This window comes from Mycolicibacterium sichuanense (genome assembly GCF_033741125.1).
In the GTDB taxonomy this organism is placed as follows: Bacteria; Actinomycetota; Actinomycetes; order Mycobacteriales; family Mycobacteriaceae; genus Mycobacterium.
Map to the genome: position 1 here is coordinate 136,479 of NZ_JAWQPU010000004.1, position 24,376 is coordinate 160,854.

The 24,376-nt window shown below is 67.2% G+C and carries 19 protein-coding genes and 1 pseudogene; 5 read left to right on the top strand and 15 right to left on the bottom strand.

The features are described 5' to 3' along the window. The 5 genes from kdpB to SBI80_RS14005 all read right to left on the bottom strand — a co-directional run bounded on the left by kdpB (position 1) and on the right by SBI80_RS14005 (position 4,939). Positions 1 to 2,154: a potassium-transporting ATPase subunit KdpB gene (gene kdpB, locus SBI80_RS13985; RefSeq protein ID WP_318975387.1), complete on the bottom strand. Its 2,154-nt coding sequence runs from the start codon at positions 2,152 to 2,154 to the stop codon at positions 1 to 3. A 1-nt stretch (position 2,155) separates the two neighbouring features. Then, positions 2,156 to 3,826: a potassium-transporting ATPase subunit KdpA gene (gene kdpA, locus SBI80_RS13990; RefSeq protein WP_318975388.1), complete on the bottom strand. Its 1,671-nt coding sequence runs from the start codon at positions 3,824 to 3,826 to the stop codon at positions 2,156 to 2,158. After that, positions 3,826 to 3,915, bottom strand: coding sequence for a potassium-transporting ATPase subunit F (locus tag SBI80_RS13995; RefSeq protein WP_318975389.1), 90 nt, complete (start codon positions 3,913 to 3,915; stop codon positions 3,826 to 3,828). The genes kdpA and SBI80_RS13995 overlap by 1 nt, the downstream gene beginning before the upstream one ends. After that, a complete protein-coding gene (locus SBI80_RS14000; protein WP_318975390.1) occupies positions 3,912 to 4,010 on the bottom strand; it encodes a potassium-transporting ATPase in 99 nt (32 codons plus the stop codon). Before SBI80_RS14000 ends, SBI80_RS13995 begins: the two co-directional genes overlap by 4 nt. Before the next feature lie 380 nt (positions 4,011 to 4,390). Next, a complete protein-coding gene (locus SBI80_RS14005) occupies positions 4,391 to 4,939 on the bottom strand; it encodes a hypothetical protein (protein WP_318975391.1) in 549 nt (182 codons plus the stop codon). 658 nt (positions 4,940 to 5,597) lie between these two features. Between SBI80_RS14005 and SBI80_RS14010 the strand changes: the two genes are divergently transcribed. Next, complete coding sequence (locus tag SBI80_RS14010) at positions 5,598 to 7,643, top strand: cellulase family glycosylhydrolase (protein ID WP_318975392.1); 2,046 nt, start codon at positions 5,598 to 5,600, stop codon at positions 7,641 to 7,643. 79 nt (positions 7,644 to 7,722) lie between these two features. Here the strand turns inward: SBI80_RS14010 and SBI80_RS14015 are convergent. From SBI80_RS14015 to SBI80_RS14025, 3 genes and pseudogenes are all read right to left on the bottom strand, one after another. Beyond that, positions 7,723 to 8,692, bottom strand: a pseudogene (locus tag SBI80_RS14015) (IS481 family transposase). Between the two features lie 119 nt (positions 8,693 to 8,811). Continuing rightward, positions 8,812 to 10,104 carry an HNH endonuclease signature motif containing protein gene (locus SBI80_RS14020; protein WP_318975393.1) on the bottom strand — a complete coding sequence of 431 codons (1,293 nt, stop codon included), beginning with the start codon at positions 10,102 to 10,104 and terminating at the stop codon, positions 8,812 to 8,814. A gap of 64 nt (positions 10,105 to 10,168) precedes the next feature. Next, positions 10,169 to 11,482, bottom strand: coding sequence for an alpha/beta hydrolase (locus SBI80_RS14025; protein ID WP_318975759.1), 1,314 nt, complete (start codon positions 11,480 to 11,482; stop codon positions 10,169 to 10,171). Between the two features lie 206 nt (positions 11,483 to 11,688). On the opposite strand from SBI80_RS14025, the gene SBI80_RS14030 reads away from it, so the two are divergent. Then, complete coding sequence (locus SBI80_RS14030) at positions 11,689 to 12,999, top strand: glycosyltransferase (protein WP_318975394.1); 1,311 nt, start codon at positions 11,689 to 11,691, stop codon at positions 12,997 to 12,999. A 12-nt stretch (positions 13,000 to 13,011) separates the two neighbouring features. Here the strand turns inward: SBI80_RS14030 and malQ are convergent, their stop codons facing one another. The 7 genes from malQ to chvE all read right to left on the bottom strand — a co-directional run bounded on the left by malQ (position 13,012) and on the right by chvE (position 20,447). Next, positions 13,012 to 15,018, bottom strand: a complete 2,007-nt coding sequence (malQ, locus tag SBI80_RS14035; RefSeq protein WP_318975395.1) for a 4-alpha-glucanotransferase — start codon at positions 15,016 to 15,018, stop codon at positions 13,012 to 13,014. Positions 15,019 to 15,212: 194 nt separating this feature from the next. Continuing rightward, a complete protein-coding gene (locus SBI80_RS14040; RefSeq protein ID WP_318975396.1) occupies positions 15,213 to 15,383 on the bottom strand; it encodes a CsbD family protein in 171 nt (56 codons plus the stop codon). Positions 15,384 to 15,454: 71 nt separating this feature from the next. Further along, positions 15,455 to 15,874 carry a CsbD family protein gene (locus SBI80_RS14045; RefSeq protein WP_318975397.1) on the bottom strand — a complete coding sequence of 140 codons (420 nt, stop codon included), beginning with the start codon at positions 15,872 to 15,874 and terminating at the stop codon, positions 15,455 to 15,457. Between the two features lie 399 nt (positions 15,875 to 16,273). Beyond that, positions 16,274 to 16,555: a hypothetical protein gene (locus SBI80_RS14050; protein WP_318975398.1), complete on the bottom strand. Its 282-nt coding sequence runs from the start codon at positions 16,553 to 16,555 to the stop codon at positions 16,274 to 16,276. Between the two features lie 2 nt (positions 16,556 to 16,557). Then, complete coding sequence (gene mmsB, locus SBI80_RS14055) at positions 16,558 to 17,793, bottom strand: multiple monosaccharide ABC transporter permease (protein ID WP_318975399.1); 1,236 nt, start codon at positions 17,791 to 17,793, stop codon at positions 16,558 to 16,560. Then, on the bottom strand, positions 17,794 to 19,302 hold the full coding sequence (gene mmsA / locus SBI80_RS14060; RefSeq protein WP_318975760.1) for a multiple monosaccharide ABC transporter ATP-binding protein: 1,509 nt from the start codon (positions 19,300 to 19,302) through the stop codon (positions 17,794 to 17,796). A gap of 32 nt (positions 19,303 to 19,334) precedes the next feature. Then, the gene (gene chvE / locus SBI80_RS14065; protein WP_318975400.1) at positions 19,335 to 20,447 is read right to left on the bottom strand and encodes a multiple monosaccharide ABC transporter substrate-binding protein; all 1,113 of its coding nucleotides are present in this window, start codon (positions 20,445 to 20,447) and stop codon (positions 19,335 to 19,337) included. 279 nt (positions 20,448 to 20,726) lie between these two features. Here chvE and SBI80_RS14070 point away from each other — a divergent pair, with 279 nt between their 5' ends. The 3 genes from SBI80_RS14070 to SBI80_RS14080 are packed head-to-tail and all read left to right on the top strand — an operon-like array spanning position 20,727 to position 24,371. Continuing rightward, a complete protein-coding gene (locus SBI80_RS14070) occupies positions 20,727 to 21,713 on the top strand; it encodes an ABC transporter substrate-binding protein (RefSeq protein ID WP_318975401.1) in 987 nt (328 codons plus the stop codon). 7 nt (positions 21,714 to 21,720) lie between these two features. Further along, positions 21,721 to 23,277 (top strand): sugar ABC transporter ATP-binding protein, encoded by a 1,557-nt coding sequence (locus SBI80_RS14075; protein ID WP_318975402.1) that lies wholly within the window; start codon positions 21,721 to 21,723, stop codon positions 23,275 to 23,277. After that, positions 23,274 to 24,371, top strand: coding sequence for an ABC transporter permease (locus tag SBI80_RS14080; RefSeq protein ID WP_318975403.1), 1,098 nt, complete (start codon positions 23,274 to 23,276; stop codon positions 24,369 to 24,371). Before SBI80_RS14075 ends, SBI80_RS14080 begins: the two co-directional genes overlap by 4 nt. Positions 24,372 to 24,376: the final 5 nt, after the last annotated feature.

Here is a 24,376-nt window from a genome sequence, read left to right on the forward strand (position 1 = left end):
TCAGGACATCCCGGGGAGGAATTGAATGACGAGGTCGATGAGCTTGATGCCGACGAACGGGGCCACGATGCCGCCGACGCCGTAGATGAGCAGGTTGCGGCTCAGCAGCTTCGAGGCACTCGCCGGGGTGTAGCGAACACCCCGCAGCGACAACGGAATCAGGGCGATGATGACGATCGCGTTGAAGATCACCGCGGACAGGATCGCCGATTGGGGGCTGTGCAACCGCATCACGTTGAGCAGATCGAGACCAGGGAACAGCGTGACGAACAGCGCGGGGATGATCGCGAAGTACTTCGCGATGTCGTTGGCGATGGAGAAGGTGGTCAGCGCCCCACGGGTGATCAACAACTGCTTGCCGATCTCGACGATCTCGATGAGCTTGGTCGGGTCGGAGTCGAGGTCGACCATGTTGCCGGCCTCCTTGGCGGCCGACGTACCGGTGTTCATCGCGACGCCAACGTCGGCTTGGGCCAGGGCCGGCGCGTCGTTGGTGCCGTCACCGGTCATCGCGACGAGCTTGCCGCCCTCCTGCTCCCGCTTGATGAGTGCGAGCTTGTCCTCCGGGGTGGCTTCGGCGAGGAAGTCGTCGACACCGGCCTCGTCGGCGATCGCCTTGGCGGTCAACGGATTGTCGCCAGTGATCATCACGGTGCGGATGCCCATCCGGCGCATCTCGTCGAACCGCTCCCGCATGCCGTGCTTGACCACGTCCTTGAGGTGGATCACTCCGAGGACCGACGCGCTGCCGTCGCGCACCTCACCGACGGCGAGGGGAGTACCGCCCGCCGCGGAGATGTCGTCGACGATCTTGCCGAGCGCGGTCGGTACGTCACCACCCTGCTCACGGATCCACGCCGCGACGGAGCTGGTGGCACCCTTGCGCAACAGATGCCCACCGTCGAGGTCGACGCCCGACATTCTGGTCATGGCCGTGAACTCGACCCAGTGCGCACCGGTGAGCTCGCCGGGAGTCCGTTCCCTCAGCCCGAATTCGCGCTTGGCGTAGACCACGATGGAGCGGCCCTCGGGCGTCTCGTCGGCCAGGCTGGACAGCTGCGCGGCATCGGCCAGCTGCTCGGGGGTGATGCTGGGCAAGGGTACGAAGTCGGCGGCCTGCCGGTTGCCGAGGGTGATGGTGCCAGTCTTGTCGAGCAACAGGACGTTGACGTCGCCGGCGGCCTCGACCGCGCGGCCGGACATGGCCAGCACGTTGCGCTGCACCAGCCGGTCCATGCCGGCGATGCCGATGGCGCTCAGCAGCGCGCCAATCGTGGTCGGGATGAGGCAGACCAGCAGCGAGACCATCACGATCCCGGTCACGCCGTTGCCGTCGAGCGCCTGCGAGTCTGCAACCCCGGGGTTGTTGGCCTTGGCGAAGATGGCCATCGGCTGCAGGGTGGCCACCGCGAACACGAAGATCAAGGTCAGCGCCGCGAGCAGGATGTTCAACGCGATCTCGTTGGGCGTCTTCTGCCGATTGGCACCCTCGACGAGGGCGATCATCCGGTCGATGAAGCTCTCGCCCGGCTTCTGCGTGATCCTGACGACGATCCGGTCGGACAGCACGGTGGTACCACCGGTGACGGCCGACCGGTCGCCGCCGGACTCGCGGATGACGGGCGCGGACTCACCGGTGATGGCCGATTCATCGACCGACGCAATGCCTTCCACCACGTCGCCGTCACCGGGGATGGTTTGTCCGGCCTCGACGACGACGAAGTCGCCCTGCTGCAGCTGCGGTGCGGCCACCTCTTCCTCGGTGACGTCGGCACCGGGGGACCAGCTGGAGAGCCGGCGGGCGACCATGTCGGTCTTGGCCTTGCGCAGCGTGTCGGCCTGCGCCTTGCCGCGGCCCTCGGCCACGGCCTCGGCCAGGTTGGCGAACAGCACCGTGAGCCAGAGCCAGACGACGATCATCCAGGCGAACCACGTCGGTTCCCGAACGGCGAGCACCGTGGACCACACGGCGCCGACCTCGACGATGAACATCACCGGGTTGCGCCACAGGGTGCGGGGGTCCAGTTTGCGCACCGCGTCGGGCGCCGACTCGATCAGCATCTTCGGGTCCAGCAGGCCGCCCCTGCCTCCGCCCTTGGTGGCCGGTGAGGTCGAACGCCGCGCCGGTGTCGAATCGATGGTGGGGGTTGACATGTCAGTGAATTCCTTCGGCGAGGGGCCCGAGTGCGAGGACGGGCAGGAAGGTGAGGGCGACCAGGATCACGGTCACGCCGACGACCATGCCCACGAATTGCGGGCGGTGGGTGGGCAGCGTTCCGACTGATTCGGGCGTACTGCCCTGTCGAGCAAGCGAACCAGCCAGGGCCAGGACCAGGATGATGGGCAGGAACCGGCCGAACGCCATCGTGAGGCCGAGTGCCGTGTTGTACCAGGTCGTGTTGACGCTGATTCCGGCGAAGGCCGAACCGTTGTTGTTGGCCGCCGAGGTGAAGGCGTACAGCACCTCGGACAGACCGTGGGGTCCGCTATTCAGCATGGCGGCCCGCTGATCTGGCAATGCCATCGCCACCGCGGTGCCGATCAGTACGAGCAGCGGTGTCACCAGGAAGTAACTGGCCGCTAGCTTGATCTCGCGCGGGGTGATCTTCTTGCCGAGATATTCGGGGGTGCGCCCCACCATGAGACCGGCGACGAAGACGGTGATGATCGCCAGGATCAGCATGCCGTAGAGGCCAGAACCCGTTCCACCGGGGGCGATTTCGCCGAGCTGCATGTTGAACAGCGTCATCAGGCCGCCCAGGCTCGTGTACGAGTCGTGGAACGAGTTCACCGCGCCCGTCGAGGTCAGCGTCGTCGCATCGGCGAAGACGGCGGAGTCGAAGACACCGAACCGCTGCTCTACGCCCTCGGTGGCCGCCCCGATTGCGGTGGGAACGGTGCCGTGGTGCTGCATCTGGAAGACGCTCATCAACGTCACGCTGAACAGCGCGATGAAGCCCATCACGGCGGCGATCGCAAGACCCTGCTTGGGGCTGCCGACCATGCGGCCGAACGTCCGCGGCAGGGAGAAGCTGACGACCAGCAAGAGGAAGATCTCGACCCAGTTGGTCCAGGTGGTGGGGTTCTCGAAGGGGTGTGCGGAGTTGGCATTGTAGAAGCCGCCACCGTTGGTGCCGAGCTCCTTGATGGCCTCCTGGCTGGCGACCGGCCCGCCGGTGATCGTCTGCTGAACCCCGTTGAGGGTGGTCACGATCTGGTCGTGCAGGTGGAAGTTTTGGATGGTGCCGCCGGCGATCAGGATGACCGCGGCCACCAACGCAACGGGCAGCAGGATGCGAAGCGTGCCGCGAACCAGGTCGACCCAGAAATTGCCCAGCTCACCAGTGCGGGTGCGGACGAATCCGCGGACCAGCGCGACCGCGACCGCCATGCCGACTGCGGCGGAGACGAAGTTCTGCACAGTCAAACCAGCCATCTGGACCAGGTGGCCCTGGGTCGACTCGCCGGAATAGGCCTGCCAGTTGGTGTTGGTGACGAAGCTGATCGCGGTGTTCCACGCCAGTGCGGGCGTCATCGGCGTGGCCGGGTCGTTCAGACGCAGCGGCAGCTTGCCTTGAACGAGTTGAAGGACGAAGAGGAACAGCACGCTGATTGCCGAGAAGGCCAGCACGCTGCGGGCATAGGACCCCGCGGTCTGCTCGGAACGCGGATCGGCACCGATGATGCGGTAGACGATCCGCTCCGCGCGGGTGTCCTTCGCCGAGGAGTAGACGCGATACATGTAGTCGCCGAACGGCACGTGGACTGCCGCCAGCGCGAGGACCAAGAGGGCGAGGAACGTGATCCCCGCGGTGGTGGTGCTCACTAGAACCTCTCCGGGAAGAGCAGGGCTGCAACCATGAATACGGCCAGCCCCGCCACGAGGAAGAGACCGACCAGGTTCTCGAAGCTCACAGTCCCTCGACCAACTTCTGCACCAGGCCGAGCAGCGCGAAGATCGCCACCGTCAGCACGACGTACAGCAACACCGACATTTCGTCTCCATTCACCGAGCGAGCCTCGTGGGCTCGCCGCCTCGCGTCGCCGTCTCGACGTGCGCCAACTGGAAGTTAGACCCGGTGTCGGGGCGATGGCCGCCCATTTACGGTTCCTTTACGCCTCCGCGGGGGAACTTGACGCAATTCGTGCGCCGAAGTTTGAGCGCGACCGTTCGGCCGGGCCGGTCGACGGCACGGCGGGTGATGGATTCCCAAGCGTGAGAGCGGTTCTGGGGCCGCTTCGGTGCTTGGTCTTGGAGAGCTGCGCGGCCCTTCTCTTGCCGTGATCGGCGATCGACGCAGTCGGCGCCCCCCGCAGGGCCCCGGACGGCCGGCTGGCCGGAGCCCTCTTCCCTTTGCGGTCGGTGCGACTGAACGTCGTGGTCGTGCGCCTAGTTGCCCGGTACCGTCAGCCCGCCAAGCTGGCTCGATGACGCGGCGCCGGTGATCGACGACAACGGGTTGGCCCCCGCGTTCGTCATACCCATCATGCTGGCGGCATTGCTCAACACGGAGAAGTCGCCATTGGCCAACGACGTCATGAAATTGGGGCATTGCGACTGAATCGCCAGTCCCGCCACGCCGCCCGCCAATTGTGAGCCAAGGCCGCCGTGTCCGCTTGCGGTCGTCGCCGTACTGGCGAGCTGGCTTCCGGGTTGCACGAGCAGCGGGCATATCGAGGTGCCTATTTGGGCGATGGCCTGGCTGATCGGGCCGTTGTTGCCGATACCGATTCCGCTGAGCAGGCTCGAGACGTCTCCGTCGGCATTCGCCGACGCGGGCAGAGCAAGGCCGACGCCGATGGTCGCGCCAAGCACCGAGACGACGCGGATCGCGGCTCCACGGAATCTTGGGCGTCGGGTCCTGGGGGTCGGCGTTGGTTCGCGTTGGGAATTCGTTCGCACCGCTCGGTGCGGGGGTGCCAAGATCTCGGTATCCATTCGATGTCTCCATTTTCCGATTGGCTCGTGCTCCTCATCAAGCACAAATTTCACTCGGATAACGTTCTGGCACACCGGTCACGTTTGCAACACGAAACGGTCACCGTCTGGAACCTATGCGTTTCGCCTATCGAAGCCATGAGCGATACGTGTAATTCTGCGCAGTTTCGGTTCGACGGCACGCTGGGTCGCCCGTCGCCACTGGCAACTCGGCGTCCCGGTGCCCATTCGGGGAACCTTCGACCGGAATCTTCGATCGGACCTGTCTCGAGGAAGCGCGGCGCGTGCGTTCTCGCAGAACTCGAGGGCGCTTGTTTGCCGAAAGATCCGGTCCGGACGCGGTGGCTATGGAATGGCAGAGATTGGTTTGCAGGCTAGTCTTGCACACGGCAGGCAGGGGCTGCGCCGACGGCGGTGACCGCGCGTCGCTGGGCTGCTCCAGCAAGATTCGCAGGACGCGTGATTATTTGCAGTAATCGCACTTCGATGTGGAGAGATGGAAACTCTTTGGCACCCTATGGCGAATCCTGCAAAGTGGATGAAAAATTGATAGGTAATTCATAGCTTCTCGACCCAGTGCAATTTGCTGCCACGTGCGTGAATAAAGCGAATGCCAATGTTGGCGCGCGCCATGCCGGATCGGGGACGGGGAATGAAGATGACGAAATCGAATGCCAAGTGGGGTCGTCGGATCGCTACGCGCGGGATCGTGGCGGCGCTGCCCGCCGCGATGGTCGTCGCCTATGCGAGCAACCTGTTCGCGCCCTTACCACCTCGGCTCGCGAGCTACCAGTACGTCGAGACCGCCGAAATCGTCGACTCGCCCTCGACCGTCGGTGTCGCCGATTCGAACCTCTACGGCATGACCGACGAGCAGATCGCCACCGAACTCGACCAGTTGCAATCGCTTGGAGTCACCGACATTCGAGTGTTCGTCCCGTGGGGACTCGTCGAAACAGCCGACGATACCTATAACTGGTCCTATATCGACAGCATCACGAAGGCCGCCGCAGAGCGGAACATGGGCGTGATGATGGAGGTGAACGCGACCCCGACGTGGGCGGCCGCCGACCCCTCCGGCGGCAACTTCCCGGTGGGCTCGGCTACGCCCAATGTCGCGGACTTCACCGACTTCATGAAGACTCTGGCCACCCGCTACGGCGACACGGTGTCGGCCTACGAGATCTGGAACGAGCCGAACTACCTGGGATTCTCCAACCCCATAGATCCGACGGCCTACGCCGACCTGCTCAAGTCGGTATACCCGGTGCTCAAGGAGATCGACCCCACCGCAACCGTCGTCGCGGGTGCGCTGGGGACGGTCCAGGACACCGCGTTGACGATGAGTGCCGTCACCTTCGTCCAGAAGATGCTCGATGCCGGTGCCGGTGCCTACTTCGACGCCATTTCGGTTCACCCATATCAGGATTCGCTATTGTTCTCCGACGGGTACAACTGCGATTGCGGCGGTCAGCTGACCCCGTTGCAGGAGATCGACGCGATCAAGACACTCATCGGCACGGACAAGACGGTGTGGATCACCGAGTACGGCCTGTCCACCGTGAACGGTTCGACGGACGAAGCCAAGCAGGCCGAGTACATCAAGGACCTCCTCGACTACTGGCAGACCTACTCACAAGCCGGACCGATCTTCCTCTATACCGGCAGCGATACTGCCACCGGCAGTACGGATCCCGAGGCGAACTACGGCTTGTTCTACCAGGACGGCGATCCCAAGCAGGCCGCCGAGATGCTGGCGGCGTGGATCGCCTCGCACACGACCGGCTCCACCGACCCTGGGGGTTCGACGGGCGGCAACCAGACCAATCCGTTGGTGCAGGCGGTTCAGAGCCTTCTCAACGGCATCACCGGCACCATTTGGCAAGCCGTGCACTCGGTTTCGGTGTTCGCGCAGGCCATCGTGACGGCGATCACCAATGTGATCACCAACCTGCGGACCGCTCTCGCGTCGATCACCGGAACGTCGACTACGGCCAACACCGCGTTGGTGGCATCCACGACGGCGGCCACGTCGACGGCTAGCGACTCGACGGAATCGACAGCCGCCAAGGCGACGACGTCCAAGGTGGTCGAGGCGGCGGTGGTGAGCGGGTCCGAGGCCACCGCCGACACCGCGACGACGACGAGCGTAGACGCAGGTTCCGCGACGACCAGCTCGGCTACGTCGAGTAAGGACGCGGAAACTCCCACGACGTCCGCCGCGGCAGAATCCGCGGATGGGACTTCGGCCGCTGCGACTTCGGCCGCTGCGACGTCGACCGCGGTGCCGACGAGCACGGCGACTTCGGCCGCCGCGACATCGACCGCGGTGCCGACGAGCACCGCGACCTCGACGGCCGCGAAGGCTGATGAATCGACCTCTGATTCCACCACCCCCAGCGCCACCACGTCCGGTTCCACTACCAAGGACGCCACGTCGTCGAGCAGCAGCACGACCAAGTCCACGTCGACGAGTGGAACGAGCAGTGACTCGACGGGGTCGAGCAGTAGTTCGTCCGGCACGACGACGACCGGGTCGAGTTCGGCATCGACCACTCAGAAGGAGACCACTCAGAAGGAGACCACCCAGAAGGAAACCGCGGACGCCTCGACGAAGCACTTGGTCGGAGCGACCTCGTCGTCGTCGTCTTCTTCGGCGTCCTCCTCGTCGTCGGACGGTCACGAGTCCAGCGGCGGGGCGTGAGTGTGCCAGCGGCAACGACCGCGTGCGGCGATGGAACGAAATGCCGCAGCGTCCGTTGTCGTGACCTGAGACGTTGTTGTCAGGCGGCGAGCCGGCTGATGGGTGGTCGTCCGCCGAGGGCGGAGTGGCCTCGTTGAGTGTTGTAGCGGCGTAGGAATGGGTCAAGGCTTGGGTGCGCAGGCTGTTTGACGACCAGGCACGGGCGTAGGCCCATTCGGTGAGCAGGGTCTGGTTGAAGCGTTCTGCCTTGCCGTTGGTCCACGGGCAGCCGGGTCGGATGAACCGGCGTTTGAGCTGCCACGCCGAGCACACCGCGCCCCAGTTCGTACCGTGCCGGTAGACCATGGCGTTGTCGGTGAGCAGACGCCGCACCCGCACACCGTGGGTGGCGAACCAGGCCAAGGCTCGATGCAAGAACTCAGCGCAGGTCAGGTCCTTCTCGTCGGGCAGCACTTCGCTGTAGGCCAGCCGGTGTAGTCATCGATGGCCGTGTGGACGTAGTCGTAACCAATCCTGATTCGCTTGTGCCGGTTGGCCACTGAGACCGCGGCGTCGCGCCCGTGCAGGCGCCACCCGCCTCCGGTGGGGATGCGGCCAAGTTTCTTGACGTCGACGTGGACCAGCGACCCGGGTGTGCGGTGTTCGTAGCGGTTGGCGGGCCGCCGCGATGAGCGCACCGACTCGCCGGTGATCGGGTCGATCGCCGACAGTCGCGGCACCTGGTGGCGTGCCAGGATCCGTCCGACCGTGGAGGGGTTCAGACCCAGTTCGGCGGCGAGCACCACAGCGCCCCGCTTGCGGCGCCGCCGGGCGGCGAGCACTTTCTGCTCGACCCGCTTGGTGGTGCGGTGCGGCATGCGAATCGGACGCGACGACCGATCGGCCAACGCCGCGTCCCCGCCTTCGTCGTATCGGCGCAGCCACTTGTACACCGTGGCTCGCGAAATACCCAGCTGTTCAGCCACATGCGCGGGTGGCCAGCCAGCGGCGACACGCTCGACGATCAGTCGACGAGCGAACAGGTTGGTGCGGGCGTTAGCGTGAGACACGAGGACCTCCTACGGGTGAATGCCAGACACATCCACTCCGTCAGGAGGTCCTCCCACTTTCAAGCAGGCACGCCGTCAGCAACCTCCCGGGTCACGACATCTAGCCGGGCTCGGTCGTCTCAATTGGCTTCTCGCCGTGTGGGTTCGTAGGGGTTGTACCACCACCAGTCGGCGCGCTCCCCGAGCGGCCCGCGGCACGGCGGGACATCCGGCGGAGGTGTGGTCGGCGGGCGGGCCAGCGAGGCGTTGGTCAACGGGGTGCCCTCGGCGTCGGTGACGACGAGGTCGTCGGCGGTGCCGGCGATCGTGATGCCACCGCGGTGGTGCAGCCGGTGATGGTACGGGCAGACGAGAACGAGATTCTCCAGCTCGGTGGGACCGCCGTCCTCCCAATGCCGAACGTGGTGGGCGTGCAGTCCGCGGGTGGCTCCGCAGCCGGGGACCACGCAGCAGCGGTCGCGGTGTTCCAGGGCTCGGCGTAGTCGGCGGCTGATCTGGCGGGTCTCGCGTCCCGCACCGATGACCCGGCCGTGGCGTTCGAACCAGACCTCACACGATGCGTCGCAGAGCAGCAGGCGGCGTTCGTCGTCGGAGAGCAGGCCGCCCAGATGCCAGGCCGCCGCCCGGTTCTCTACGTCCAGATGCACGATCACGGTGGTGCGTTGCCCGTGTGGGCGGTGGGCGACGTCGGTGTCCCAGCCGGCCTGCACTAAACCCAGGAACGCGTCGACCCGGTTCGGGAACGGGGGCACCCGCACGTCATCACCGCCGGCATCGCGGTCGTCGGCATCGCGGTCGTCGCCCTCGTGGTCGTCGGCATCGTCGCTGCCGTCGGCGTGGTCGCGTTTCCATTGCGCGATCAGCGCGTCGTGGTGCGACTGCACCGCGGCGTCGAACACCGCCGCCTCCGCCGGTGGCAGGGTGATCTTCCACGTCGTACCCGCGTCACCCTCCCTCCGAATGAAGGAACGTTCCGGTTCCGGGCGCGGTCCGGGATCGGGCTTGGGTTCCAGCTTCACCGCGGTGCGCAGCTGGCTGACCGTCGCGACCGCGGCCAACTCGGCATAGTGATCGTCGGAGCCCGGTGCCGCACCGGCGGCGATGACCCCGATCTGATCCAGCGAAAGGCGGCCCTGGACGGTGGCTTCGGCCAGGCGGGGGAATTCGTGTAGTCGCCGCGCCACCGTCACCAGCGTGGTCGCATTGTGCGGGGAGATGCCCAACTTCCACGCCACCAGCGCAGGCACCGAGCGCGCGCCGGTGGAACCCCAGATGCCGTCGCGATCGATCTCGGCGGCGATCTGCGCCAGCCGCCCGTCGATGGCATTGCGCTGCCCGGCCAGCTCCTCCATCTCGGCGAACAACACCTCCAACCGCTCCTGAGGAGCCAAAGAGGTTGCCGCCGTGGACATACCACCATCAAAGCAGAGGGGTACGACAAGATACGGTCCGCGAACGGCGCCGAATCGGTGGACGCTAGACGCCCGGTGGCGGTGTGGCGCCGCTGATCCCGGGCGCACCGAGCGTACCGGCCAGCCACGGCAAGGTGGCCGCGAACGCGGTCGCGCCGAAGGGCCACACGTGTCGCCCGGGCAGCCGCGACACCGAGCAGTCGATGCCGTGCGTCGTGCCGAGCGCGCACAGCTCGTCTGCTGCCGCGGGTGACTCGGACTCGGGGACCACGAACACTCCCGCCGTGTCGCGGTATCGTCCGTGACGCGTGATGGCAGTCGCGGGGTCGTAGGCCGACCAAGCCTGCGCGTCGCCGCCGAACAACCGGTCGATGGTCTGAACGTGGTTGCCGGAGTTGGGTCCTGGGTCACCGGCGATGTCGACGAACACCGAGAAGACGTCGGGATGCATGACGGCCAGGTCGAGCGCGCATGTGCCTCCGGTGGAGAATCCGACCACACCCCAGTTGGCGGGGGCGTCGCTCACTCCGAACGTCGAGACGACGTAGGGGACGACGTCCTTCACCAGGTGGTCGGCGGCGTTGCCGCGCGGCCCGTTGACGCACTCGGTGTCGTTGGTGAAGGAGCCGCTGGGGTCGACGAACACTGCCACCGGGGCGCTCCCGCCGTTCGCGGCGGCGAACGCGTCGAGGGTGTGCACGACCTCGCCCGCGCGCACCCAGTCCGCAGGGGTGTTGAATTGCCCGCCGATCATCATCACGGTGGGCAACCGTGGCGGGACATCGCTGGTGAACCACGCAGGCGGAAGGTAGACCAACTCGTCACGATGTTCGAATCCCGAGGCCGCAGAGGACGTCTTCACCCGCACCAGCGCGCCGTGGCTGGACGGGGCCTGGCCTCGAGGCAGTTGCGACAGCGCGGCCCAGTCGGTTTCGTCGGGGAGCGGCCCGGCCGTCGCCTGGTTCCATGCGGTGCCGACCGTCGGGACGTAGCCAATCCACGTGTTCACGGCAAGTCCGGTGCTCAGCAGACACATCGAGGCGGTGAACACGCTCAGGTTTCGCCGGGCCCAGCCATGTCCACGCCAGGTGGCCACCACGATTCCCAGCGCCAGCATGCACGACCCGGCCCACGCCCACAGCGCGAACGGCGCGGGCTCGCTGGCCATCCCCAGGGTGGTGAATGCCCATTGCGCACCCACCGCAGCAGTGACGGCGAGCGCCAGAAGCAGGGGAGCCACCACCAGCCACCAGCGCCGCGTCCGTCCGCCGATGGCGCGGATCAGCGCCAGCGCCGTCAGAATCTGCACGGCGACGGGGAGCCAACCGCCCATCAACGACGAGGCCGACACCGCGTCGCCGACGTGTTCCCACGCCATCACCCCTGCCAAGCTAACGCAGACGGGGTGGCTGCCGGGCGGGTCCCGGAACGTGAATCATCATGGAGACGACACTTACCCGGCGCCGGGCCGAACAAACTGCGACTCACGGAGGTTGCTCACCGGCGAAACGGGCATGAGACCCATGTCGGCCGTAGTCGGTTTCTTGGCGACGCGTCGGCGCGAATCGATGGAGAGGATGAGGTGTGGCCCACTATCTGGTGGCCGCCAGTCCGCTAGCCGGACACGTGACGCCGATGCTGGGCATCGCGACCGACCTCCGGCGTCGGGGGCACTCGGTGACGTTCGTCACCGGCGCGCGCTATCACGACGCCATCGTCGAGCGCGGGTTGCGGGCAGTGGCCCTGCCCGAGGAGGCCCATCCGCGGGAACCGGTCCCGTCGGCGCTTCCTTGGCGCGGCCCGTCGATCATCGAGTCGTGGCGGTCGGGCCGGGCCGACATGCGGTCGGTGTTCATCACCCCGCTGTGTGCGCAGTACCGGACACTTCAGGCCGAACTCGAGCGTGATCGCCCCGATGCGGTGGTCGTCGACCTTGCCTTCACGGGTGCGCTGCCGCTGCTGATCGCAGAGCGCCACCGCCCACCGGTCGTCGTGTGCGGTGTGAGCCCGCTGATGCTATCCAGCGTCGATACTCCGCCGTTCGGGATGGGGTGGCATCCCCGGCCGGGTTTCGACTACGGCGCCATGAACGCGTTCGTGCACCACGTCCTGTTCGCCGATGTGCAAACTCGGCTGAACGCCGAACTACGCCGGCTCGATGTCGGCCGCTCGCCGGTATTCCTGAGCGACTGGCCGAAACTCGCCGATCGCGTGCTCCAGCTGACGGTCCCCGGCGCGGAATACCGGCGTAGCGACCTCCCGTCGTCGGTGATCTTCACCGGCCCGGTCGTCGCCGACGAGCTGGGCGAGGCGCCCAGCCTGGCGCCGTGGCAGTCGCGGCTGACGACCTCCCCGACGGTCGTTCACGTCACCCAGGGCACGTGGGACAACGGGGATCTCGGCCAACTGATCGCTCCGACGCTGCAGGCGCTGGCCGACCGCGATGACCTCCTGGTGATCGCGACGACCGGCGCGCCCGAGCGTTCGCTGCCCGCCGCGGTGATTCCCGCCAACGCCTACGTCACCGATTGGGTGCCGTACGCGTCGCTGCTGCCGCACGTCGACGTGATGATCACCAACGGGGGGTACGGCGGTGTGCAGCACGCGCTGTCGCATGGCATCCCCCTGATCGTCGCCGGCCGCACGGCGGACAAGCCCGAGATCGCCGCCCGGGTCGAATACATCGGCGCGGGAATCGACTTGAAGACAGAGCGGCCGTCGGCGGCAGCGCTCGCCGCAGCCGTGCGGCGAATCCTGACGGTCGAGGACTACCGCGCCGCTGCCCGGCGGGTCAGCCACGAGATGGCCGCGACGGCCCCGTTCGACACCATCGCCGACGTGCTCGCTCGGCTGCACGTCGTCGGCGATCGACCCCCGCTGGTGCCGGGTACCTAACCCGCGTACCTCCTAGCCGTGCTCGGCGGCATGGCGAAAGACGTTGGCGATCTGAGCAACCCGCGGATCGGATCGCAGCTGCTCCAGTGTCTCCGGCAACGGCAACCGCCAGTTCGGATACTCGTCGACCGTGCCGGGCAGGTTGGGCTGGCGGGTTTCGCCGACGACGTCGTAGGGGGAGATCAGCTTCAGCCTGCTGGGCGTGGCGGCCAGGAACCCGTGCATCGCGAGGATGATCGCCGCGTCGTCCGGCGCTGCGTCGTCAGCGGGAAGCAACCCCTCGGTGCGCAGTAGGTCCACCCACTCGGCACGTTCCCGGTCGGCGACGGCCCGTTCGGCCGGCACGTCGTCGAGCAGCCCGAGTTCGGCGCGTGCCCGGACGTGCTCGGCACGCAGGAAGCCCGCCGCGGTGGGGAGGTCGTGGGTGGAGATGCTCGCCGCCGCCCGCGACGGCCACGCCGCCGACGGCAGCAACGGTTCACCCGGTGCGGCCTCGTCACGGGTGAACCACGACACCGCGCACCCCAGCATCTCGTTGGCGGCCAAGGCCTCGGTCACCTCCGGCTCGACGGTGCCGAGGTCCTCGCCAACGACCGTGGCACCGGCCCGATGGGCCTCCAACGCCAGCACGGCGAGCATCACCTCGGCGTCGTATTGCACGTAGGTACCGCGGTCCGGGGTGTCGCCGGGCGGCACCCACCACAGCCGCCACAATCCGGCGACGTGGTCGATGCGCAGGCCGTCGGCGTGAACCAGCATGGCTCGCAACATGTCTCGTACGGCGGCGTAGCCCGTGGCCGCCAATCGGTCGGGGCGCCATGGCGGCAGGCCCCAGTTCTGCCCGCGGGGGGTGAAGTTGTCCGGCGGCGCGCCCACGCTCACCCCGGTAGCGAGGACGTCGGCCAGCGCCCATGCGTCCGCGCCGTCGGGATCGACCCCGACCGCCAGGTCGTGCAACACGCCGACGGCCATGCCCGCGTCGCGCGCCGCAGTGCGGACGGCGGCGAGTTGCCCGGCGCACTGCTGCTGCACCCAGCCGTGGAATGCCACCCTCGGCGCCAGGTCCCGGCGGGCCGCCGCCACGGCCGCCCCGGTGACGTCCCGCAGCTCCGGAGGCCAGTGCGTCCATCGCCCGCCGTGGCGCTCGGCCAGGGCGCAGTAGGTGGCCCAGTCGCGCAGCGCCTCGTCGTCGGCCTCCAAGACGTGGTCGAGCGGGTCGGGGCTGCCCTCGAACCTCCAGAGTGCCTCCAGCGCAGAACGTTTGGCCGCCCACACCAGGTCGTGATCGATCCGTTCGGTGTTCGGTGCGATCCGCAGGGCGTCGACCTCGGCGCGGACGGCTGCGTCGGCCCGACCGTAGGACGCCAGGTCCTCGATGCGAAGGGCCAACGGGTTGGCGAAGCGCCGGCTGGACGGGGTATAGGGGGAGGGCTGCACCGGATGGGTCGGCCCAGGGGCATGCAGGGGGTTGAGCAGCACCGCGCCGGCCCCATGCTCGGAAGCAGTCCACTCGACGAACTCACGCAGGTCCCCCAGGTCCCCGATACCCCAGGAGCGGGCTGACCGCAGGCCATAGAGCTGCAACATCCAGCCCCAGGTGGGCGGAGCTTGTGGGACGTGCGGGGGAGCGGCGACCAGGGTGCACTCCTGCCCGTCGCGCATCGTCATCCGGTACCAGCCCGGCGCCAGGTCGGCCGGCAGCTCACCGTCGATCGTCGTACGGATGCCGTCCTCGTCGACCAGTTCGATCGCCCCGGCGAACGCGTGCGGACCGCTGCCGACGCGGATTGCCACGGTTGGCGGCACCACCCCGGCGCGGTCGCGTTCGGCCAGCTTGGCCAGTTCGCGACGGCGATCGTCTGCGGTATCGGCGACGACGTCGAGCAGGCCGAGCACCCGGATGACGACGTCGGCGTCCACGTGTACGGGCTGGCGCTTCTCGTTGCGGTAGGACGTGGCAACGCCGTGGCGCTCGGCCAGTTGGCGCAGGTCCTCGGAGACCGGTCGTGCTGCGGTCATTTCCGGGCGTCGGTGGTCGCGCCGGCGGGTGTGTTGAGGAGGGAGATTGGTGTTCGCACGGCGCTCACATACCCGGGTCGAGCTGCCTTACACCCGTCCAGGTTTCGCCACCCTGGACGTCAGGCCCCGCCGACGCCAAGGGGCCGCACCCCGCGATGAGCGGATTGCGGCCCCGACTGGCGTGGTGGTGATCTCTAGGTGAGCTTGTCCTTGATGTTCTCGCCGACCTTCTTCACCCCGGACACGCCCTGATCCTTCTGGCCCTCGGCCTTGAGGTCGTCGTTGCCCGTGACCTCGCCGACGACCTCCTTCGCCTTGCCGATGGCGTCTTCGGCGGCGTTCTTGGCCTTGTCCACGATTCCCATGTCCAACTTCCCTTCACTCGGTGGTCTGCTCCGCCGGGTCGACGGAACAGCAGATCGTGAGCGCGCGGTGGCTAGCCGGTGACGAGGCGACCGACTCCGGCGGCCACGGCGCTCTTGGCGGCGGCCTTCGCGCGGCGCTTCGGCCGGGCGCGGCGGACCAGCAGCGCGGTCACGAGCAGGATCCCGGCGGCGCTGATTGCGGCGACTACCCGGGCGTTGGTCTGGCCGGTGGAGTCGGCGAAGTCCGACAGTTTCTCGGCGGCCTTCTCGGCGGTGTCCGACACGGTCTTCTGAACGTCTTCTGCCTTGTCGGCCACCGACTCGGCGACGTCCTTGGCTTGATCGGTCACCACGTCGACACCGTGCTCCACCTTGGCGCGGGCCTTGTCCGCCGTGCCTTCGGCGTGCAGGCTGTCATTTCCGGTGAGATCCCCGGCCACCTGCTTGGCGCTGCCGACGGCTTCCTCTGCCTTGTTCGAGATGTCAGCCATGAGTCGTCCTTCCCTCGTTTCGTGCGGCGGGCTCAACCCGTCCACTGGTTAGTCGCCCCGATGTCGGAGAAGCGCACGTGCCGCCGGCGTGAGGTCGGTCACAGTGCAGCGGCGGATGGACGCCCATCCCGAAGCGATTGCCGTGCAAGCGCTTTGGCGAATACCGCGGATGCAGCGCACCGTGCGGCGCCGCTGCTGGCGCTGCTGTTGGGCGGTGTAGGCCCGTTTGGCGGGACACCGGGGGTAGAGATCGCGCACCGTCGTCTGGACCAGCCGCAGCCATCTGGCTGACCATCGCGTACTCCTGGTCGGCCAGATGCGGGAGATCGTCGTCGGCCGGCCCCCGGCCCGCGTGATTGCTTGGGCTCCCGTACCGGCGCGCGGGGCGGTCTCGTTCCGCTACACCGCGCGCTTGGCGAGCGCCTTGATCTGGTGGGACGGGTTGCGCTGATCGCCGCCGTCGGCTGGGGCTGCGGCGCCTGCCTCTTCGCGCAGCCGCAGCCATGGCCTGCGCAACACGTACTCGCGCCGGGCGGACTCCTCGGCCAGCAACTGACGGGCCCGGTTTAGCAGCTGATCGCGCGACATGCCGAATTCGGTCCAGCTGTCATCGGCGGGCGGGCCGCCGTACGGCGCCCAGCTTCGGACGAAGTCGAGGAGCTCGCGATCGAAGCGGTCCATCGCTAGGACCCGCCCTTCTTCTTGTTGTAGATGTCGAAGCCGACGGCGGCCAACAGCACCAGGCCCTTGATCACCTGCTGTACGTCGCTGCCGATGCCGAGGAGTGACATCCCGTTGTTCAGCACGCCGAGGACGAAGCCACCGATGATGGCGCCCAGCACGGTTCCGACGCCGCCGCTGGCCGACGCGCCACCGATGAACGCCGCGGCGATGGCCTCCAGCTCCATGCCGATCCCCGCCTGCGGCGTCGCCGAATTCAGTCGCGCGGCGAACAGCAGGCCGGCCAGCGCGGACAGCAGGCCCATGTTGACGAAGACCAGGAACGTCACGCGTTTGGTCTTCACCCCGGAGAGCCTGGCCGCCGCGACGTTGCCGCCGACCGCGTACACCTGCCGGCCGAAGACGGTGCTGCGCATGACGAACGCGTAGGCGACGAACGCCACCGCCAGGATGATGCCGACCACGGGCACGCCACGGTAGCTGGCCAGCAGGAGGGTGAAGGCAGCCAGAGCGGCGACGATGGCCAGGCACTTGAAGGCGAACCAGCCCAGCGGGGAGACCTCGAAACCGTAGCGGGACTGCGTCCGCCTCTGCCGTACCTGTTGCCAGACCGCGGCGGCCATCACCAACACGCCGAGGATCACGGTGGGCCAGTGGTAGAGCCCGTTGCCGCCGAGCTCGGGTAGGAAGCCGCTGCTGACCTGACTGAAGCTGCGGGGGAACGGTGCGATCGACTGGCCCTCGAGCAGGTACTGGGTGGCACCGCGGAACACCAGCATGCCCGCGAGCGTCACGATGAACGACGGGATGCCAACGTAGGCGATCCAGAATCCTTGCCACGCACCGATCACCGCGCCCAGCAGCAGACAGAGCGCCACCGCGGCCGGCCACGGCATCTCGTGCCGGATCATCAGGACCGCCGACATCGCCCCGACGAACCCGGCGATCGAACCGACCGACAGGTCGATGTGACCGGAGATGATGACGATGACCATCCCGATCGCCAGGATCAGGATGTAGCCGTTCTGCTGCACGATGTTGGTGACGTTCAGCGGCTTGAGCAGGATGCCGCTGGTCCACACCTGGAACAGGACGACGATCACCGCCAGTGCCGCCACCATGCCGTATTGGCGGAAGTTGCCCTGGAGCATGGCCCGCAACCGGCCACCCGGCGGCGGGGGTGGGGCCGCGGGTCGGGGTGCACTCGGGGCGGTGTTCACCGTTCCGGTGGTGGTCATCTAGCTGCGTCCCTTCATCATGTGGCGCATCAGCGTCTCCTGTTTGGCGTCCTCGCGCGCGACCTCACCGGTCAGCCGCCCCTCGTTGAGGGTGTAGATGCGGTCGCACAGGCCGATCAGCTCGGGGAGTTCGGAGGAAATCACGATCACCGACTTGCCCTGTGCGGCAAGGTCGTTGATGATCGTGTAGATCTCGTACTTGGCACCGACGTCGATGCCGCGAGTGGGTTCGTCGAGGATCAGCACGTCGGGGTCGGCGTAGATCCACTTGCTCAGCACCACCTTCTGCTGATTGCCACCGGACAGATTTCCGGTGGTGGCCCGCACCGAGGACGCCTTGATCCGCATGTCCTTGCGGTAGCGCTCGGCGACCACCGTCTCCTCGTGCTCGTTGATGATCGACGCGCGGCTGACCTTCGGTAGTGACGCCAAGGTGACGCTGCGCGCGATGTCGTCCATCAGATTGAGGCCGAAGTGCTTGCGGTCCTCGGTGGCGTAGGCGATCCGGTGGGAAATGGCTTCGGGCACCGTACGGGTGCGAATCTCCTTGCCATCCTTGAAGACCGATCCGTTGGCCTTGATGCCGTAGCTGCGGCCGAAGACGCTCATCGCCAGCTCGGTGCGGCCGGCCCCCATCAGCCCGGCCAGCCCGACGACCTCGCCGCGGCGCACGTTGATCGACACGCCGTCGACCACCTTGCGCTGCTGATCCACCGGATGGAACACCGTCCAGTCCTCGATGGCGAAGGTGACCTCGCCGATCGGGTGCGCACTGCGCTCGGGGAAGCGGTCGACCATGTCGCGCCCCACCATGCCGCGGATGACGTGTTCCTCGGTGAGGTCGTGCTGGACCGGCAGCGTCTCGATGGTGTGGCCGTCGCGCAGGATGGTGATGGTGTCGGCGACTCGCATCACCTCGTTCAGCTTGTGCGAGATGATGATGCACGTCAGGCCCTGGTCCCGGAGCTCCAGGATGAGGTCGAGCAGGTGGCGACTGTCCTCGTCGTTGAGCGCCGCCGTCGGCTCGTCGAGGATCAGCAGCTTGACCTTCTTCGACAACGCCTTGGCGATCTCGACGAGCTGCTGCTTGCCCACTCCGATGTCGGCGATCCTGGTGCGCGGGCTCTCCGACAGTCCCACCCGCTCGAGCAAGCGGGCGGCGTCGGTCATCGTCTCGTGCCAGCTGATCACGCCGGCCGTGGCGTGCTCGTTGCCCAGGAAGATGTTCTCCGCGATCGAGAGCACCGGCACCAGGGCCAGCTCCTGGTGGATGATGCCGATGCCCCGTCGCTCGCTGGACCTGATGTCCTTGAACTCGCCGGGTTGGCCATCGAAGACGACCTCACCCTCGTAGCTGCCGTGCGGGTGGATGCCACTGAGCACCTTCATCAGCGTCGACTTCCCGGCGCCGTTCTCCCCGCAAATGGCGTGGATCTCGCCGGTGCGCACCACCAGATTGACGTCGTCGAGTGCCGTGACACCCGCGAATCGCTTGGTGATGCCTCGCATTTCGAGCAGGGGAGGTGCGGCCTGGTCGACCGTCACGCCAGCTGCCCCGCGGTGTAGTACCCGGAGTCGATCAGCACCTTCTGGTAGTTGGTCTTGTCCACGCTGACGGGTTGCAGCAGGAACGCCGGCACCGTCTTCACGCCGTTCTCGTAGGTCGTGGTGTCGTTCACCTCGGGCTTACCGCCGGTGAGCAATGAATCCGCCATCTGCACAGCGGCTTTCGCCAACTCGCGGGTGTCCTTGAACACCGTCTGCGTCTGCTCGCCGGCGATGATCGACTTCACCGACGCCAGCTCGGCGTCCTGGCCGGTGACGATGGGCAGCGGGTTGGTCGGCGTGCCGTAGCCCGCGCTCTTCAGTGCCGAGATGATGCCCAGCGACATGCCGTCGTACGGTGAGAGGACAGCGTCGACCCGGCCGCTGGTGTAGGCCTTGCTCAGCAGGTTGTCCATTCGCGACTGCGCGAGCCCGCCGTCCCACCGCAATGTCGCCACCTGATCGAACGACGTCTGACCGCTCTTGACGACGAGCTTTCCGCTGTCGAGGTACGGCTGCAGCACGCTCATCGCGCCCTTGAAGAAGAACGTCGCGTTGTTGTCGTCGGGAGACCCGGCGAACAGCTCGATGTTGAACGGGCCCTTGCCCTGTGCCAGCTCCAGCTTGTCGGCGATGTAGCTCGCCTGCAGCACGCCGACCTTGAAGTTGTCGAACGTTGCGTAGTAGTTCACGTTCTCGGTGCCGCGGATCAACCTGTCGTAGCTGACCACCGGGATCTTGGCGTCGGCCGCACGCTGCAGCGTGTCGGTCAGCGACGAACTGTCGATGGGAGCGATGACCAACACCTTGACGCCCTTGGTGATCATGTTCTCGATCTGGGACACCTGGTTCTGCACGACGTCGTCGCCGTACTGCAGGTCGGTGTCGTACCCGAGCTTCTTGAACTGCTCGGCCATGTTGTTGCCGTCGGCCACCCAGCGTTCGGACGACTTGGTGGGCATCGAGATGCCCACCGTTCCGCTGCGCTGGCCGCTGGTACCGGTCGTCTCCGTCGTCGTCGAACGCCCGCAACCGGCGCTGGCGAGCGCCACCAGCACGACCAGCACCCAGGCGAGCGCGCCCACTACTCGAATGAAGCCGTTACGCATGAAGTCCTCCGATTTGGTTCTGCGCCCACCGCGATCGCGATGCTCGGATCGCCAGTGATGTGAGCGCTAACATCGACGATCTTGTGACGGGGGTCACGCGTTTGTCAAGCCTCTGGAAGACCCGATTGTGAGCGCTAACAATTCGTTGACAGCCCGTGAATGTGAGCGTTAACATCCCCTCCGTGTAACGCCGGTCACATCGACTCCCGCTCCGCGCGGCCTGCCGAAGGGCACCGGCTCGAGCTCGGCTCGGCCTTTCCAGACAACGAAGGAGTTGTGGTGAACCGAATCCTCACCGCGGTGCTCGGCATCGCGACGGCAGGCGTACTCGCGGCATGCGGCAGTGGTCCGGCACCCGGTGGCAGCTCGGGCTCGAGCGGTGCCGGCGGACAGCTCGTCATGGGCTTTTCGCAGGTGGGCGCCGAGAGCGGGTGGCGAACCGCCAACACGCAGTCGATTCAGGACGCGGCCAAGGCCGCCGACGTCGATCTGAAGTTCTCCGACGCGAACGGTGAGCAGGAGAACCAGATCTCGGCCATCCGATCGTTCATCCAGCAACGGGTGGGCGTGATTGCCTTCAGCCCCGTCGTGCGTACCGGCTGGGACGCGGTGCTACTCGAGGCCAAGAACGCGGGCATCCCCGTCATCCTCACCGACCGCGCGGTCGACACCCAGGAGAAGGACGTCTTCAAGACGTTCCTTGGGGCCGACTTCGTCCAGGAGGGCAAGTGGGCAGGGGAATGGACGGTCAAGCAGTTCGCGTCGGCCCCCGGTCCGGTGAACATCGTGCAACTCGAGGGCACGACCGGGTCGGATCCCGCGCTCGAGCGCAGCACCGGCTTCTCCGGCGCCATCGCCGCCAACCCCAACCTCAAGGTGATCGCGTCCCAGACCGGTGACTTCACCCGGTCCGGCGGCAAGCAGGTGATGGAGGCGTTCCTCAAGGCCAACCCGAAGATCGACATGGTCTTCGCGCAGAACGACGACATGGCCCTCGGTGCGGTCGAGGCGATCGAGGCCGCCGGCCTCAAGCCGGGCCAGGACATCAAGATCGTGGCCATCGACGCCACCCACGACGGAATGCAGGCCCTTGCCGACGGGAAGATCGACTTCATCGTCGAGTGCAACCCGCTACTCGGACCGCAGCTGATGGATCTGGCCAAGAAGGTCGTCGCTGGGCAACCGGTGCCCGCCCGTGTCGTCACGCCGGACCAGACCTTCGACCAGCAGCAGGCGCAGGCCGCTCTGCCCAGCCGCAAGTACTGACGTCCGCATGACTCCCACCCCGATGACCCGAACCCCGAAGGCCGCACCCGGCTCCGGGCCCGACGCGACCCCCGTGGTCCAGATGCAGGGCGTCACCGTCGAGTTCCCAGGCGTCAAGGCGCTCGACGGGGTCGACTTCCGGCTGTTCCCCGGTGAGATCCACGCACTGATGGGGGAGAACGGCGCCGGCAAGTCGACGTTGATCAAGGCGCTCACCGGGGTTCACGACGTCGCCGCGGGCAGCATCGTCGTCGACGGTGTGCCGCAGCGCTTCGGCGGCCCGCGGCAGGCGCAAGAAGCTGGCATCAGCACCGTCTATCAAGAGGTCAACCTCTGCGCCAATCTCACCGTGGCGGAGAACATCCTGCTCGGCCGCGAACCCCGCCGGTTCGGCCGCATCGACCATCGCGCGATGAACGCCGCCGCCGCCGAACTGCTCGGCGAACTGGACCTCACCATCGACCCCAGGTCCCTTTTGGGTGCCCATCCGATCGCGGTTCAGCAGCTCGTCGCGATCGCGCGTGCGACGGCCGTGTTCGCCCGCGTGCTGATCCTCGACGAGCCGACCTCGAGTCTCGACGCCGACGAGGTCGGCGAGTTGTTCCGGGTGATGCGTCGCCTGCGCGACGGCGGGACCGCCATCCTGTTCGTATCGCACTTCCTCGATCAGGTCTACGAGGTGGCTGATCGAATGACGGTGCTGCGCAACGGCCGTCTGGTCGGCGAATACCCGACGGCAGCGTTGGACCGGGTGTCGCTGGTGGCGGCGATGCTTGGACACGACCTCGACCTGCTGGAGGAGATCGGCGACGCCGCTGCCGCCGTCACCACCGGCCAGACGGTGCTCAGTGCCAGGGGCCTCGGTCGCAAGCCTCGCTTGCAGCCCGTCGACCTCGACGTGCACCGCGGTGAGGTGGTCGGGCTGGCCGGGCTCTTGGGATCGGGTCGAACGGAGCTGGCGCGCTTGCTCTTCGGCGCCGACCGGGCCACCAGCGGCAAGATTGCCGTCGACGGCAAGCCGGCCGCGATGCGATCACCGCGGGCCGCCATCGCCAAGGGGCTGGCATTCTCCTCGGAGGACCGCAAGGGTGAGGGCATCATCGGTGACCTCAGCGTCCGCGACAACCTGGTGCTGGCTCTGCAGGCACGTCGGGGCTTCGCCCGCCCGCTGTCGCGAAGGACCAAGGACGAATTGGTGCTTCGCTACATGGACGCCCTCGACATCCGGCCGCGCAACCCCGACACACCGGTACGGAACCTCAGCGGCGGCAACCAGCAGAAGGTGTTGCTGGCGCGGTGGCTGATCACCGAGCCGCGCCTGTTCATCCTGGACGAACCCACCCGCGGAATCGACGTCGGCGCCAAGGCGCAAATCCAGAAGCTCGTCGCCGACCTCGCCAAGGACGGCATGGGAGTGGTGTTCATCTCCGCCGAACTCGAGGAGGTGGCCCGCATCAGCGACCGCATCGCGATCCTGCGCGACGGTCGATGCGTCGCGCAGGTCGGATCCGAGCGGAGTGTCGGCGAATTGACGTCGCTCATCGCCGCGGGAGGACGACGATGACGACGCTGCGCACGCGGCTGGGTGCATCCCCGCTGATCTGGCCGGCGCTGGCCCTGGTGGCGCTACTGATCGTCAACGTCGTAGTCACGCCCAGCTTCCTGTCCATCCGGGTCAAGGACGGCCACCTGTTCGGCAGCCTGATCGACATCTTGCGCAACGGCGCACCCACCATGCTGGTCGCGCTCGGCATGACGGTCGTGATCGCCTCGCGTGGCATCGACCTGTCGGTCGGTGCCGTGGTCGCCGTCAGCGGAGCACTGGCCTGTGCGCACATCGCCGGCTCCGTTGACCCGGCCGGGGTGGGCACGGTCGTCACCGCCATGGGCATCGCCCTGGGTGCCGCGGTGGGCCTCGGCCTGTGGAACGGGATGCTGGTCTCGGTCTTCGGCGTTGCGCCGATCATCGCCACGCTGGTGCTGATGACCGCAGGCCGCGGGATCGCGCTGCTGATCACCGACGGTCAGATCGTCACGGTGACCAGCGCACCGTTCAAGGTGCTCGGTGCGGGCTTCGTCTTCGGGCTGCCCGTGGCGATCCTGGTGAGCCTGACGGTGTTCGCCCTGGTCGGTCTGCTGACCCGGCGCACCGCCCTCGGCATGCTGCTGGAGTCGGTCGGGATCAACCCGGAGGCCAGCCGGCTGGCCGGCGTGCGTCATCGCACCATCGTGTTCACCGTCTACGTGTTCTGCGCGCTATGCGCCGGCATCGCGGGACTCATGATCGCGTCCAACATCTCGGCTGCCGACGCGAACAACGCCGGGCTCTGGATCGAGATGGACGCCATCCTGGCCGTGGTGATCGGTGGCACCTCGCTGCTGGGCGGACGGTTCAGCCTGACCGGGACGATCCTGGGGGCCCTGATCATCCAGACGCTGACCACGACCGTGTACACCGCGGGCATCACCCCGGAGACCACACTGGTGTTCAAGGCGCTGGTGGTGATCGCCGTCTGTCTGCTGCAGGCGCCGAAGTTCCGCGCGCTGCGGCTGCGCCGCCGATCACGCAACGACCCACCGGGCCGGGGCCTTCCGGCGCCGGATGCCGTTGCGGCAGCGCCCATTGCAGTCCCGCCGTCGGCGATGGCCGGGAAGTGAGGACG

Coding starts and splice junctions, on each gene's coding strand:
- kdpB (WP_318975387.1), bottom strand. CDS start 2,154: ATGTCAACCCCCACCATCGATTCGACACCGGCGCGGCGTTCGACCTCA.
- SBI80_RS14005 (WP_318975391.1), bottom strand. CDS start 4,939: ATGGATACCGAGATCTTGGCACCCCCGCACCGAGCGGTGCGAACGAAT.
- SBI80_RS14010 (WP_318975392.1), top strand. CDS start 5,598: ATGACGAAATCGAATGCCAAGTGGGGTCGTCGGATCGCTACGCGCGGG.
- SBI80_RS14020 (WP_318975393.1), bottom strand. CDS start 10,104: ATGTCCACGGCGGCAACCTCTTTGGCTCCTCAGGAGCGGTTGGAGGTG.
- SBI80_RS14025 (WP_318975759.1), bottom strand. CDS start 11,482: ATGGCGTGGGAACACGTCGGCGACGCGGTGTCGGCCTCGTCGTTGATG.
- malQ (WP_318975395.1), bottom strand. CDS start 15,018: ATGACCGCAGCACGACCGGTCTCCGAGGACCTGCGCCAACTGGCCGAG.
- SBI80_RS14040 (WP_318975396.1), bottom strand. CDS start 15,383: ATGGGAATCGTGGACAAGGCCAAGAACGCCGCCGAAGACGCCATCGGC.
- SBI80_RS14045 (WP_318975397.1), bottom strand. CDS start 15,874: ATGGCTGACATCTCGAACAAGGCAGAGGAAGCCGTCGGCAGCGCCAAG.
- SBI80_RS14050 (WP_318975398.1), bottom strand. CDS start 16,555: ATGGACCGCTTCGATCGCGAGCTCCTCGACTTCGTCCGAAGCTGGGCG.
- mmsB (WP_318975399.1), bottom strand. CDS start 17,793: ATGACCACCACCGGAACGGTGAACACCGCCCCGAGTGCACCCCGACCC.
- mmsA (WP_318975760.1), bottom strand. CDS start 19,302: ATGCGAGGCATCACCAAGCGATTCGCGGGTGTCACGGCACTCGACGAC.
- chvE (WP_318975400.1), bottom strand. CDS start 20,447: ATGCGTAACGGCTTCATTCGAGTAGTGGGCGCGCTCGCCTGGGTGCTG.
- SBI80_RS14075 (WP_318975402.1), top strand. CDS start 21,721: ATGACTCCCACCCCGATGACCCGAACCCCGAAGGCCGCACCCGGCTCC.
- SBI80_RS14080 (WP_318975403.1), top strand. CDS start 23,274: ATGACGACGCTGCGCACGCGGCTGGGTGCATCCCCGCTGATCTGGCCG.